The 13,036-nt window shown below is 68.0% G+C and carries 13 protein-coding genes; 7 read left to right on the top strand and 6 right to left on the bottom strand.

All coding sequences use genetic code 11. The annotated features are described in order from the left end of the window. Positions 1-105: 105 nt before the first annotated feature. Positions 106-822 carry a hypothetical protein gene (locus tag AB0M65_RS35845; protein ID WP_364038194.1) on the bottom strand — a complete coding sequence of 239 codons (717 nt, stop codon included), beginning with the start codon at positions 820-822 and terminating at the stop codon, positions 106-108. A 50-nt stretch (positions 823-872) separates the two neighbouring features. On the opposite strand from AB0M65_RS35845, the gene AB0M65_RS35840 reads away from it, so the two are divergent. The 5 genes from AB0M65_RS35840 to AB0M65_RS35820 all read left to right on the top strand — a co-directional run bounded on the left by AB0M65_RS35840 (position 873) and on the right by AB0M65_RS35820 (position 4,592). After that, positions 873-1,157 (top strand): SAV_915 family protein, encoded by a 285-nt coding sequence (locus AB0M65_RS35840; protein ID WP_364038191.1) that lies wholly within the window; start codon positions 873-875, stop codon positions 1,155-1,157. Between the two features lie 109 nt (positions 1,158-1,266). Next, positions 1,267-3,060 carry an acetyl/propionyl/methylcrotonyl-CoA carboxylase subunit alpha gene (locus tag AB0M65_RS35835; RefSeq protein ID WP_364038188.1) on the top strand — a complete coding sequence of 598 codons (1,794 nt, stop codon included), beginning with the start codon at positions 1,267-1,269 and terminating at the stop codon, positions 3,058-3,060. Positions 3,061-3,106: 46 nt separating this feature from the next. Then, positions 3,107-3,613, top strand: coding sequence for a DUF1707 domain-containing protein (locus AB0M65_RS35830; RefSeq protein WP_364038185.1), 507 nt, complete (start codon positions 3,107-3,109; stop codon positions 3,611-3,613). Positions 3,614-3,654: 41 nt separating this feature from the next. After that, complete coding sequence (locus AB0M65_RS35825; RefSeq protein WP_364038197.1) at positions 3,655-4,029, top strand: DUF1707 domain-containing protein; 375 nt, start codon at positions 3,655-3,657, stop codon at positions 4,027-4,029. Between the two features lie 32 nt (positions 4,030-4,061). Further along, positions 4,062-4,592, top strand: coding sequence for a GNAT family N-acetyltransferase (locus AB0M65_RS35820; protein WP_364038182.1), 531 nt, complete (start codon positions 4,062-4,064; stop codon positions 4,590-4,592). Positions 4,593-4,668: 76 nt separating this feature from the next. Here AB0M65_RS35820 and AB0M65_RS35815 read toward each other — a convergent pair whose 3' ends face one another. Both AB0M65_RS35815 and AB0M65_RS35810 read right to left on the bottom strand, forming a co-directional pair. Then, positions 4,669-6,132, bottom strand: coding sequence for a benzaldehyde dehydrogenase (locus AB0M65_RS35815; protein ID WP_364038179.1), 1,464 nt, complete (start codon positions 6,130-6,132; stop codon positions 4,669-4,671). Between the two features lie 98 nt (positions 6,133-6,230). Then, positions 6,231-7,970: a glycerol-3-phosphate dehydrogenase/oxidase gene (locus AB0M65_RS35810; protein WP_364038176.1), complete on the bottom strand. Its 1,740-nt coding sequence runs from the start codon at positions 7,968-7,970 to the stop codon at positions 6,231-6,233. 250 nt (positions 7,971-8,220) lie between these two features. Between AB0M65_RS35810 and AB0M65_RS35805 the strand changes: the two genes are divergently transcribed. Next, positions 8,221-8,976 carry an MIP/aquaporin family protein gene (locus AB0M65_RS35805; RefSeq protein ID WP_364038173.1) on the top strand — a complete coding sequence of 252 codons (756 nt, stop codon included), beginning with the start codon at positions 8,221-8,223 and terminating at the stop codon, positions 8,974-8,976. Between the two features lie 13 nt (positions 8,977-8,989). Further along, complete coding sequence (gene glpK / locus AB0M65_RS35800; protein ID WP_364038170.1) at positions 8,990-10,504, top strand: glycerol kinase GlpK; 1,515 nt, start codon at positions 8,990-8,992, stop codon at positions 10,502-10,504. 149 nt (positions 10,505-10,653) lie between these two features. Here glpK and AB0M65_RS35795 read toward each other — a convergent pair whose 3' ends face one another. The 3 genes from AB0M65_RS35795 to AB0M65_RS35785 all read right to left on the bottom strand — a co-directional run bounded on the left by AB0M65_RS35795 (position 10,654) and on the right by AB0M65_RS35785 (position 12,634). Continuing rightward, on the bottom strand, positions 10,654-11,274 hold the full coding sequence (locus AB0M65_RS35795; RefSeq protein WP_364038167.1) for a hypothetical protein: 621 nt from the start codon (positions 11,272-11,274) through the stop codon (positions 10,654-10,656). 137 nt (positions 11,275-11,411) lie between these two features. Further along, positions 11,412-11,960, bottom strand: coding sequence for a hypothetical protein (locus AB0M65_RS35790; RefSeq protein ID WP_364038164.1), 549 nt, complete (start codon positions 11,958-11,960; stop codon positions 11,412-11,414). A gap of 5 nt (positions 11,961-11,965) precedes the next feature. After that, complete coding sequence (locus AB0M65_RS35785; protein WP_364038161.1) at positions 11,966-12,634, bottom strand: class F sortase; 669 nt, start codon at positions 12,632-12,634, stop codon at positions 11,966-11,968. Positions 12,635-13,036 lie beyond the last annotated feature (402 nt).

Below are 13,036 nucleotides of genomic sequence, written 5' to 3'. Positions count from 1 at the left end.
CCCCCTTGCTTGCGCCTAGCGCAAGGAAGGGGGCCTTCATGTACTTCCGGACTGGACCCCGGCGTCCCGGCCGAAAAGTGATAGCAAAGGTCCCTTGCTACCGCGTCAGGGACAGGGCCGCAGGTCAGCGCGGACGAGCCGGACGTCCGGCCACCCCTTCAGTTCCGAGGGCGCGGTGTACCGCCGCGTGCAGCCCACCGAGCCCCGCGCGACGTCGTAGACCTCCGCCAGCACCGGCGCGGCCTGGCAGCGGGCCGAACCGGACTGCGCTCCGGGACATTCGTGGCGCACGACGATGACATCCGCGATCCCGTCGGCGGTCACGTCGTTCAGGGAGATCGTCCCGGCGTCGGAGAAGTACGGCTTCCCGGTGTCCCGCCAGATCCCGCCACGCGCGACGAACAACTCGCCCGCCGAACCGCCGCCTGCCACGCCACGCACCAGGCAAACCGGCGTCGCGCCGTCGACGCACCGCAGGGAATCACCCCCGAGGGTGACTCCCAGGTCGTTGATGATCAACGGGAAAATCGAGTCGCCGCCGATCCGGACGACACCCTGTTTCCCCGCTTCGTCGGCCAGCAGCACGACGGGCACCCCGCCGACGGTCATCGCCCCGAGCTCCCGGCAGAGGGAATGGCCGCAGTTGACGGCAGGCGTCGCCGGGGCGGCGTCGGGCGCCGTACCTGAGTCGGGCGCGCCCGCGGGTGTCGGCTCGGGATGGCGGAGCAGGAACACAGCCACGAACACGCCTGCCGACACCACGACGGCCAGCACCGCCGTGAACAGCACGGATCGCGGCGTCCGCGCTTCCTGAGTCCGCATATCCGAGAGCGTAAGTGATCTAGCGCAGAGTGCACGTCTATGTTGTTCCCGTGACGAACCCTGGATTGCCCAACGCCCTGTTCCTTCCCACGGCGAAAAAGCCGAAGGACTTCACAAGCGCGGAGATCGAGCTTCGCGAGACCAGCGACGGCCGGATGGCACTCATCGCGTTCAGCTCGGTGCAGCGCCTGGTCGAATGCTGTGGGCCGCACCAGCCGTGGGCATTGGTCAAGTCCGAGCACCTCGGGCACGTCTACCAGGCACAGCCCTATGACCTCATCGTGCTCGATTCCGACCTTCCAGAAGAACTGCGGCACCGCGAGGCGCTGGTATAAACAAAAGTCACTGGGTGGCCTTGCTCTCACTCAAGCAGGGCCGGAACTTCCGTAAACTGCTGCGGAGCCGCATCGGGGCGGCCCGACGTGCGAACGCAGGAGGTACGGCGTGACCGAGCAGGCCGGCACAGGTGGTCCGGTGACCAAGATCCTGATCGCGAACCGCGGCGAAATCGCGGTACGGGTGATCAGGGCGGCGAAGGACGCCGGGCTGACCAGCGTGGCCGTCTACGCCGATCCGGATCGTGACGCACCCCATGTCCGTCTCGCGGACGAGGCCTTCGCCTTGGGTGGCACCACCGCGGCGGAGAGCTATCTGGTCTTCGACAAGCTGCTCGACGCCGCCAAGCGGTCGGGCGCGGACTCGGTGCATCCGGGTTACGGCTTCCTGTCCGAGAACGCGGACTTCGCGCAGGCCGTGCTCGACGCCGGGCTGACCTGGATCGGGCCGAGCCCGCAGGCCATCCGCGACCTCGGCGACAAGGTGACCGCGCGCCATATCGCGCTGCGTGCCGGCGCGCCGCTCGTGCCCGGTACGAAGGAACCCGTCGCGAACGCCGACGAGATCATCGCGTTCGCCGACGAGTACGGCCTGCCGGTCGCGATCAAGGCGGCGTTCGGCGGCGGCGGCCGCGGCCTCAAGGTCGCGCGCACCCGCGAGGAGATCCCGGAGCTCTTCGAATCCGCGACGCGCGAGGCGATCTCCGCCTTCGGCCGCGGCGAATGCTTCGTCGAGCGCTACCTGGACAAGCCGCGGCACGTCGAGGCCCAGGTGCTCGCCGACCAGCACGGCAACGCGATCGTCGTCGGCACCCGCGACTGCTCGCTGCAGCGCCGCCACCAGAAGCTGGTGGAGGAGGCACCCGCGCCGTACCTGTCCGACGAGCAGCGCAAGCGCATCCACGAATCCGCGAAGGCGATCTGCAAGGAAGCCGGTTACTACGGCGCCGGAACCGTCGAGTATCTCGTCGCCGTCGACGGCACGATCTCGTTCCTCGAGGTCAACACGCGGCTGCAGGTCGAGCACCCGGTGTCCGAGGAGACCACGGGCCTCGACCTCGTGCGTGAGATGTTCCGCATCGCACGCGGCGAGAAGCTGCGCATCACCGAAGACCCGGAGCCGCGCGGTCACTCGATCGAATTCCGCATCAACGGTGAAGACGCCGGCCGCGGCTTCCTGCCCGCACCCGGCACCGTGACGAGGTTTGTCGCGCCGAGCGGGCCAGGTGTCCGGGTCGATTCGGGTGTCGAATCCGGCAGCGTCATCGGCGGTCAGTTCGACTCGATGCTCGCGAAGCTGATCGTCACCGGTTCGGACCGCCAGAACGCGCTGGAGCGCAGCCGCCGGGCGCTGGCCGAGATGGTCGCCGAAGGGATGGCGACGGTCCTGCCGTTCCACCGAGTGATCGTGGACGACCCGGCCTTCATCGGCGACGAAGACGGCTTCAGCGTGCACACGCGCTGGATCGAGACCGAGTTCGACAACAAGATCGAGCCGTTCGTCGCCCCCGAAGCCGTCGAGGCCGAAGAAGAGCAGCCTCGCCAGAACGTCGTCGTCGAGGTCGGCGGACGCCGCCTCGAAGTGTCGCTTCCCGGTGGTTTCTCGCTCGACGCCGGTGGTGGCGGCGGCACGGCGGTCAAGGCCAAGCCGCGCAAGCGCGCGGGCGGCACCAAGGCCGCGGTCAGCGGCGACGCCGTCACCGCGCCGATGCAGGGCACCATCGTGAAGGTCGCCGTCGAAGAAGGCCAGCAGGTCGAGGCGGGCGAACTGGTCGTCGTCCTCGAAGCGATGAAGATGGAGAACCCGGTCACCGCGCACAAAGCGGGCACCGTGACCGGTCTTTCGGTCGAGGTCGGCGCGGCGGTCACGCAAGGGACTCAGCTCTTCGAATTGAAAGACTGACGAATGTCGTGGTTGACGGGACCTCGCACGGCCTACCATCGGCAAGGTGAGCGAGGTTCCGTCTCCGCGGCTGCGGATCAGTGATCAGGATCGAGAGTCCGCGCTGACCGCGCTCGGTGAGCACATGAGCGTGGGCAGGATCGACATCGACGAGTTCGGTGAGCGATCCGCCAAGGTCACCGCGGCCAAAACCCGCGGTGAGCTGTCTGACGTCTTCGTCGACCTGCCCGAACCGCATCCGGTGTTCGACGTCCCCAAAGCGGCCGTGGCGACGAGCGAGCCCGAGAGGCCGGCGCCGCCGCCGTGGGCGGGCCTCTCCCCCGTGCAGCGCGTCATGGGTGCGCTCCTGCCGCTCCTCTTCATCGGCACCCTCGCGTTCATCATCGGCACCGGCGCCACCTGGTGGCTCCTCGCCATTCCGGTCGGCGTCAGCGTGCTCGGCGAGGGCATCTGGGGCAAGGGCTGGGACAAGACCCACAAGAAGCTGCAGCGGGACCACCGCCGGGAACTGCGGGACCACTACCGGGAACGTCGCGGGGAACTGGACGGATGATGCGCCCGTAGACTCGGGACGTGAGTGACGGGAGACCGGACATCCGGCTGAGCGACGCCGAACGACAGGACGCGCTCGAAGCACTGGAAGAGCATGTCCGGACCGGCAGGCTCGACATCGACGAGTTCGGCACCCGTTCGGCGAAGATCAGTGCCGCGCGGATGGCGAGCGACCTCGAACCGCTGTTCACGGATCTGCCGTCACCGAGGCCCAGCGCGCTGCTCCCACTGGCCGCGATGCCCGGCGTCGCGCAGGCGTCCGCGAAAAGCGACGCTCCGCCGGCGAAATGGCTGACGGCCAGCGCCGTCCCGATCGCCGCCGCGGTCGCGATCGCGTTGTTCTTCTTCACCAGGGGGACGTTCCTGGTGTTCCTGCTCCCGCTGGCGGTCGCGCTGATCATCAGCCGCCGTCGCTGAAGCGGCGCCACCGGTCCGGTTACCCTCGAAGGGTGGAACCGGTGGAGATCAACGCGGGCGAGTACTACCTGCGGCAGCTGCGGGCGGACAAGGCACTCGACGACCGTCCGGCGCTGGTCGCGGCCTTCGCCGACCCGATACACCGCAAGTACGTCCTGAATTATCGGCTCCGGGACCTCGACGAAGCGACCGAGTACGTCGCCCTGCGCGCGGCACAGTGGGCCGGTGACGAACGCTGCTCGTGGGCGGTGGCGGAGCCGACGACCGGGGATCTGCTGGGTGAGGTCGGCCTGCGGGACCTCGATCTCGACCTCGGCTACGCGGAGGCGTCGGTCTGGGTCCGGGCGGCGTCACGGGGCAAGGGCGTCGCGAGCACCGCGCTCAACGCCGCCCTGCGCTTCGGTTTCGGCGGGCTCGGCCTGCGCGAAGTCAGCTACCGCTACGAAGAGACCAACGACATTTCGGCCTCGGTCGCCCGCAAATGCGGGTTCACCCTGATCGGGCCCGAGCTGGACCCGGCCCCGACCGGGGAACGCCTCATCCGCTGGCGCCGCACCGCCTGACCCACCCGCGTTTCGTCCTCTGGTTGCGGTAGTACGTAGTGCGAACCACCGCGACTAGAGGACTAATTGCGGGCGATCAGAAGGGGTAGGTCGCCGGGGTGCTGCGCACGGTGACCCAGCGGGTCTCGGTGAAGGCCTCGACGTTCGCCGACGCGCCGCCGAAACGGCTTCCGGTTCCCGAAGCGGCGACGCCACCGAAGGGGCTGTTCGCCTCATCGCTGACGGTCTGGTCGTTGATGTGCACGATCCCGGTCGGGACGCGGTCGGCCAGCTCCAGTCCTTTGAGGACGTCGCGGGTGACGATGCCCAACGAGAGCCCGTACTCGCTCGAAGTCGCCAGCCGGACGGCCTCCTCGGCGTCGGAGTAACGCACGACCGGCGCGACCGGGCCGAAGATCTCCTGTGCGACGGCGGGCGCGTCCGGCGGCACGTCGGCGAGCACCGTCGCGGCGTAGAAGAGCCGATCGTATTCGCCGCCGGCGGCGATCCGCGCGCCCGCCGCGACGCTGGCGGTGACCAGATCGTGGATCTTGTCTCGTTGCCCAGCGTCGATGATCGGGCCGAGCGCGACCTCCTCTTGCGCTGGATCACCCACTCGCAGGGCGGCCGCTTTCGCCGCGAGCCGCTCGACGAAGTCGTCGTAAAGCCGCTCGTGCACCAAATGCCGTCCGGTCGTCATGCAGATCTGGCCCTGGTGGAAGAAGGAACCGAACGCGGCCAGTCCGGCGGCTTCGTCGACATCGGCGTCGTCGAGCACGATGAGCGCCGAGTTCCCGCCCAGCTCCAGATGCGCGCGCTTCAAATGCTTTCCGGCGAGTTCGCCGACCTTGCGCCCGGCGCCGGTGGATCCGGTGAACGAAATGACCCGGACCGCCGGATGCGTCACCAGCTCTTCGCCGACGTCCGCGCCGCCGGGCAGCATCTGCAGCACTCCCGGCGGCAGGCCCGCTTCTTCGAAGATCCGCGCGAGGACCACGCCACCGGTGACGGCGGTGCGCGGGTCCGGCTTCAGGATGACCGCGTTACCCAGCGCGAGCGCCGGGGCGACCGAGCGGATGCCCAGGATGATCGGCATGTTGAACGGCGAAATCACCGCGACGACGCCTGCCGGGACGCGGCGCGCCATCGAAAGGCGCGGTTCCTCACTCGGCAGGAGTTCGCCGTACGGGCGGCCGGGTAACGCGGCCGCCTCGTAGCACTCCTGTTCCGCGACGTGCAGCGAAAACCCGGCCACACCCGGCACCGCGCCGACCTCGCGGACGTTCCACCAGCGGATCTCGTCGGCGTGCTCGGCCCACAACCGGGCCGCGGTGCGCAGGATCGCGGCGCGCCGGACATGCGGTGTCGCCGCCCAGGACCGCTGCGCCTCGGCCGCCGTCTCCGCGGCTTTCGCGGCGTCTTCGGCCGAGGCCACGCCGACGCTGCCCAGAACCGCGCCGGTCGCGGGCTCCGTGACGTTCCGGGTGCCACCGGTGCCGGGCACCCACGAGCCTCCGGCGAAGATCCGGTCCGTCCACGTCGACGAGTCGAGAAACACCACAAGTCCGCCTTCCGTCTCACTGACGGCCGACGCTATTGCAGGTTCACCCGATCAGGCAACGATCCTTGCGCGCTTGGCACACCATTCAGCAGGAGCGATCAACTCACCGGTTCGATGATCCCTGAGCGCGCTTCCGGCGCGGCCGACCGCAGTGCGTCGGCGGCCTCGTCACTCGGCTGTGACTGGGACTCCTGTTCCGCGTGTACCCGTGCCTGGTAGACCTCGACCTCACGGGTGATCTCTTCCTTCGTCCAGCCGAGCACCTCGCCCACCAGCTTGGCGACCTGCTCGGCGCAGTCCACCCCGCGGTGCGCGTACTCGATCGAGATCCGCGTACGGCGCGCCAAGACGTCTTCCAGGTGAAGCGCGCCTTCGTGGCTGGCCGCGTAGACGGCCTCGACGGCGAGGTAGTCCGGAGCGTGCTCCAGCGGCTTCAGCAGTTCTGGCCGTCCTTCGCCGAGAGCGAGGACCTCGTGCACCATCGAGCCGTACCGGTCGAGCAGGTGACGGACGCGGTACGGATGCAGCCCGTGCTCCGCGGCCAGATGATCGGCCTGGTTCACCAGTGCGTGGTAACCGTCGGCGCCCAGCAGCGGCACCTTGTCCGTGATGGACGACTGCGGCCTGCCGGGAAGGTCGACCGCCGCGGCGTCGACGGCGTCGGCCGCCATCACCCGATAGGTGGTGTACTTCCCGCCGGCGATCGCGACCAGTCCCGGCGCGACCCGTGCGACCGCGTGTTCCCGCGAAAGCTTCGAGGTCTCTTCGCTTTCCCCGGCGAGCAAAGGCCGGAGTCCCGCGTAGACACCTTCGATGTCGTCGTGCGTCAAGGGTGTCGCGAGCACGGTGTTGACGTGTTCGAGGAGGTAGTCGATGTCGTGCTTCGTCGCGGCGGGATGCGCGAGATCGAGGTTCCAGTCCGTGTCGGTGGTGCCCACGATCCAGTGGTTACGCCACGGGATGACAAAGAGGACGGACTTTTCGGTACGCAGGATCATGCCCGCTTCCGAGACGATCCGGTCGCGCGGGACGACGATGTGCACGCCCTTGCTCGCGCGGACGCGGAACCGGCCCCGGCCACCCGAAAGCCGCTGGAGTTCGTCGGTCCAGACACCGGTGCAGTTGACCACCGCGGAGGCGTGGATCTCGGTCTCGCGGCCGTCCTCGACGTCACGCACGCGGACCCCGGAAATGCGGTCCGCCTCGCGGAGGAAACCGACCACCTGGGTGGAGGTGCGCACCACCGCGCCGTAATGCGCGGCGGTGCGGGCGACGGTCATCGTATGGCGTGCGTCGTCGGACTGCGCGTCGTAATAACGGATTCCGCCGATCAGCGCGGACCGCTTGAGCGCCGGGACCATCCGCAGCGCACCCGCACGGCTCAGGTGTTTCTGGCCGGGGACCGAACGCGCGCCGCCCATCGTGTCGTACATCAGCAGACCGGCGGCGGTGTACGGACGTTCCCAGACGCGGTGCGTCAGCGGGTACAGGAACGCGACCGGCTTCACCAGATGCGGCGCGATCGTCGTCAGCATCAGTTCGCGCTCACGCAGAGCTTCGCGCACCAGGCCGAATTCCAGCTGTTCGAGGTAACGGAGCCCGCCGTGGAAGAGCTTGCTCGACCGGCTCGACGTCCCCGAAGCGAGGTCGCGCGCCTCAACCAGCGCGACCCGCAGGCCACGGGTCGCGGCGTCGAGCGCGGTACCCGCCCCGACCACGCCGCCACCGATCACGACGAGGTCGAATTTGTCCTCGCTCAGGCGCTGCCACGACTCTTCCCGCTTGAGCGGGCCCAGCCTGGCGGGGCTGTTTTCGGCTTCGCGCTGAGAACTTGCCACGTGACATTCCTCCTTGGTGCCGCCGGGTCTCCAGCATCGCACGATCGGCCGCGACCGGTCCGTTGTGCGGGTGACACATGTGGCGTAACCCTCGCTGATCTTGCAGTGTGCTCTTCGAGACGTAATTCGTCCTTCCCACGCCTGGAAGGAACAAATACGCGACGGTAACGTGCGTCGGACGTGGGTCGGCAAGGGCGCCGTAGCACACCGTGTACGACCCTGCGCGGAATGTCCAATGTGGAGGTCGTACGTGAGTGTGGGAGCCATCTTCGTCTGGGAACTGCTGGGAACGGCGGTCCTGATCCTGCTGGGTAACGGCGTGGTCGCCAACCACGTGTTGCGAAAGAACAACGGCCACAACGGTGGCGTCGTGATGATCACCCTCGGCTGGGCGTTCGCGGTCTTCACCGGCGCCAGCATCGCCGCGCCGAGCGGCGCGCATCTCAACCCCGCGGTGACGCTGGGCCTCGCCATCGCCGACAAGATCAAATGGGAGAACGTCCCGATCTACTTCGCCGGGCAGATGGTCGGCGCGATCCTCGGCGCGGTGCTCTGCTGGGCCACCTACAAGTTGCAGTTCGACGACCATCCCAACCGCGACGAGACGCTCGGCATCTTCTCGACCGCACCGCAGATCCCGAACAAGGCATGGAACCTCGTCACCGAGATCATCGGCACCTTCGTGCTGGTCGCGTGGATCCTGCTCAGCCCGATCTACGCCAACCCCACAAGTGAAAGCGGAACGCCGAATTTCGGCAACTCCGCGCTCGGCTACGCCGGTGTAGCGTTCGTCGTGCTGGTCATCGGCCAGTCACTCGGTGGCCCGACCGGTTACGCCATCAACCCGGCCCGAGACCTCGGCCCCCGTATCGCTTACGCGTTCCTGCTGCCCATCAAGAACAAGGCCAACCCGAACTGGGGTTACTCCTGGATCCCGGTCGCCGGCCCGCTGGCAGGCGGTGCCCTGGCCGCACTGCTGTTCCTCGCCGTCCACAACCTGACCTGAAACTGGAGCTTCGATGACTTCGTACGTAGCCGCGATCGACCAGGGCACCACGTCGACCCGCTGCATGATCTTCGACCACTCCGGCCGGGTGGTCGCCGTGGACCAGCGGGAACACGAGCAGATCTTCCCGAAGGCGGGCTGGGTCGAGCACGACGCCGAAGAGATCTGGAAGAACACGCGGGCCGTCGCGGCGGGCGCGCTCGCCAAGGGCGACCTGGTCGCAGGCGACATCGTCGCGGTCGGCATCACCAACCAGCGTGAGACCACGCTGGTCTGGGACCGCACCACCGGCAAGCCGGTGTACAACGCGATCGTGTGGCAGGACACCCGCACCGACAAGATCGTCAACGAACTCGGCTCGCTCGGGGGCGGGCAGGAGCGTTACCGCGCCAAGGTGGGCCTGCCGCTGGCGACCTACTTCTCCGGACCGAAGATCAAGTGGATCCTCGACAACGTTGACGGCGCCCGCGCGAAGGCCGAAGCGGGCGAGCTGATCTTCGGCAACATGGACACCTGGGTGCTGTGGAACATGACCGGCGGGGTCGACGGCGGCGTACACGTCACCGATCCGACCAACGCCTCTCGCACCATGCTGATGGACCTCGACACCCTGGCCTGGGACGCGGAGATCGCCAAGGAGATGACGGTCCCGCTGTCGATGCTGCCGGAGATCCGGTCGTCGTCGGAGGTGTACGGCAAGGTCCGGGAGAAGAACGCGCTGGCGAGCGTCCCGATCTCGGGCATCCTCGGCGACCAGCAGGCGGCGACGTTCGGGCAGGCGTGCCTTTCGCCGGGTGAAGCGAAGAACACCTACGGCACCGGCAACTTCATGCTGCTCAACACCGGCACCGAAAAGGTGATGTCGGACAACGGCCTGCTCACGACGGTCTGCTACAAGATCGGCTCGAACGACACGGTGTACGCGCTCGAAGGGTCGATCGCGGTCACCGGTTCGCTCGTGCAGTGGCTGCGGGACAACCTCGGCCTGATCGGCTCCGCGGCCGAGGTCGAGGAGCACGCCCGCACCGTCGAGGACAACGGTGGCGCGTACTTCGTGCCCGCGTTCTCGGGCCTCTTCGCGCCCTACTGGCGTTCCGACGCCCGCGGTGCGATCGTCGGCCTCACCCGGTACGTCAATAAGGGCCACATCTCGCGGGCGGTCCTGGAGGCGACGGCGTTCCAGTCACGCGAGGTGATCGACGCGATGAACGCCGACTCCGGCGTCCCGCTGAAGTCGCTGAAGGTCGACGGCGGCATGGTCGTCAACGAACTGCTCATGCAGTTCCAGGCGGACATCCTCGGCGTGCCCGTGATCCGCCCGGTGGTCAACGAGACCACCGCGCTCGGCGCGGCCTACGCGGCCGGTCTCGCGGTCGGCTTCTGGAAGAGCGAAGACGACATCCGCAACAACTGGGCGCAGGACAAGCAGTGGGACCCGTCGATGGACGAGGCCCGCCGCGAGTCCGAGTACCGCAACTGGAAAAAGGCCGTCACGAAGACCTTCGACTGGGTCGACGACGAAGGCTGATCCTCTGGGCAAGTCCGTGAAGTCCTCCTTGAGGCACTCTGGGTCCCTCAAAGAGGACTTCACGGACTGCGCGGGCCGCCCTGCGTTCCAGCGCCGCCCGGACCCCGCCGGGAAAGTGATAGCAAAGGTCCCTTGCTCCCTTCCCAGGGCTAGCCGAGTGCGCCGCCGCCGGTCTGCGGAGCACCCTTCGGTGTCACCTTGACCTGCGGCTTCTTGCCCGGCGAAGACGGCGGCGTGCCGCACGACTTCGTTAGCGCCGCCGGGACGACGGCCCGTGAACTGGACGGCGCCGGACTCGACTGTGCTGGACTCGGCTGTGCTGGACTAGACGAAGGCGCGCCGCTGCTCGACGGCGGCTTGCTGCTCGACGGCGGCGCGGTAGGCGACGTCGTGGGCGGCAGGCAGACGATCTCGAACTCGACGGTCGCCGTCCCGCTGGCCGCCGGGAGGTTCGGCCCGCCGTCGCAGTGGAAACTCGCCTTGAACTTACCCGTCTTCGCCACCGCCTTGCCGTGCCCGATGTACGGCGCCTGGTTCCCCGAGCCCGGCTGGACGTCGAGCGTGACCGGACCGGTCAGGCCCGGCGACGTCACCGCGGTGCGGGTGCCGTAGCAACTGGCCGTGAATTCGAGCGACTGCCCTGGCGCGACCTTCGCCGGGCTGACCCACAGTTTCGGCGGTGGTGCGGTCGCGGCCGCTTGCGGCGCGAGGATCACTCCCGCCGTCATCGCGAGCAGACCCGCACCCGCGACAATTCTTTTCATTCCCATGATCTTTTCTCCCTCAGTGCGTGCCCCCGCACAAAGAACACTTCCAGGAATGGGAATCGGTTGCCTTCAGGCACTAAAAGACTCGTGAGTGACAATCTTGCTTCCGCAAGCAGCCGGCCAAAAGCGCGGCTTACGAATCAGTGAGCGGTTCCCCCGCCACCGGTCTGCGGTGCCCCCACCGGAATCTTCGAAACCTGACGCCCGACCGCCGGTTTGACCGGTGAATCCGATTTCGAAGGCGTCGCCTTGGGCGGCTGGGAAGGCGTCGGAGCCGGAGTCGAGGTCTTGCCCGGCACGACTTCGAGGTTGATCGTCACCGTCGTCGTCTTGCAGGTCGCCTTGACCGCGTAAAAGCCCGGCCTCGCCTTGTCGCCGATATGCGCGACAGCGCCGAGGATCACCGGATTCTCCGAGGTCACCTCGAACTTCCCGATCCGGTCCAGCACCATCGACTTCACCTCGCCGAGGTCGGCCACCGCACAGCCGACCGAGACCAGGATGTCCTCCCCCGCCGTCGACTTCGACGGGGAGAGTGCGACGAACGGGTACTGCGCGGGCGGCGGGGTGAACGTCGTGCTCGGCGTCGGTGACGCGGCGGGCTGGACGTCGTCCTGCGCGAAAGCGGCGGAAGGGACGGCCAAGGCCACCCCGCACGTCACCACCAGAGCGGACCGGTACCTGATCATGGGACTCACCTCGCGAGCAGCCGAGCGAAAACGATGATGTTGTCGAGATAGTTGTGCGACGTCTTGTCGAAGACCCCGCCACAGGTGATGAGCCGCAGTTCAGGCTCGGTGGTGTCGCCGTAGACCGCGTCGGTGGGGAACTTGTCCTTCGGCACCCGATCGACCTTCGTGACCGCGAACTCGGCCGTCGTGCCGTCCTTGCGCCCGACCGAGATCTTGTCACCGGGCGCCAGCTCCTTGAGCCGGAAGAAGACGCCCTTCTGCTTGTTCCCGTCGACGTGGCCGAGGATCACCGAAGGCCCGACCTCCCCCGGCGTCGGCCCGTTCTCGTACCAGCCCGCCTGCATCGGCTGGGTCACCGGCGGCACCTCGACGGTGTTGTCCGCGTTGAGGCCGAGCGGGACCAGGCTGGACTTCGCGTCGATCTTCGGCACGTCGATCGACACCGGGTCGACCTTCGGCAGCCCCTCGATGGCGGCCCCGTCTTCGGCGGCCGCGACGGAGGTGCCCGGGTCGGCCGCCGCCGCCGACGACGTGTCCGCGACCTGCGGCGGAGCGGCCTGGCCGGTCTCCCCTGGACCGGACAGCACGAACGCCAACGTCGCCAGAACGGCCAGCAGGACGACCGCGAGTGCCAGCGGCACCCGGCGTCCCCGCAACCAGGTCGATTCCATGTCCACCCCCGTAGTCAAACGGTGCGAAGAAAGCGCGAGCCGGTCCCAGCCCCCAGACCGGGACCGGCTCGTCGTTCACCCCACGCATGCCTGACGTCAGGCGCGACCGGACGGTTGCCCGCCCAGGTCACAAAAAGATCGCGATCAGTCCCGTGCCGCACGACGACGGTACGCGACAGCCGCGGGGTCGTGAGTCTTTTGGGTCGTTCTGACGAAGGGTGTTTTAGGTACCTACGGCGGTGGGCCGAGTAGCGGCCGGTCCTTGAAGGACTCCTTGAGGGACCCAGAGTCCCCTCAAGGTGCCTCTCACCCGTCCCGGAAGGCCATCACGAGCCCCAGCAGCACCACCAGTCACCACGGCGGCGCGTGAAGGACCCCTTCCCTCGGCTGAGCCGAGGGAAT

This window comes from Amycolatopsis sp. NPDC051071 (genome assembly GCF_040682875.1).
Classification (GTDB): Bacteria; Actinomycetota; Actinomycetes; order Mycobacteriales; family Pseudonocardiaceae; genus Amycolatopsis.
This window is presented reverse-complemented; position numbering and strand designations above follow the sequence as displayed.

Bases quoted from the DNA above. Each gene is read 5' to 3' on its own strand.
- AB0M65_RS35845 (WP_364038194.1), bottom strand. From the start codon at position 822: ATGCGGACTCAGGAAGCGCGGACGCCGCGATCCGTGCTGTTCACGGCG.
- glpK (WP_364038170.1), top strand. From the start codon at position 8,990: ATGACTTCGTACGTAGCCGCGATCGACCAGGGCACCACGTCGACCCGC.
- AB0M65_RS35795 (WP_364038167.1), bottom strand. From the start codon at position 11,274: ATGGGAATGAAAAGAATTGTCGCGGGTGCGGGTCTGCTCGCGATGACG.
- AB0M65_RS35790 (WP_364038164.1), bottom strand. From the start codon at position 11,960: ATGATCAGGTACCGGTCCGCTCTGGTGGTGACGTGCGGGGTGGCCTTG.
- AB0M65_RS35785 (WP_364038161.1), bottom strand. From the start codon at position 12,634: ATGGAATCGACCTGGTTGCGGGGACGCCGGGTGCCGCTGGCACTCGCG.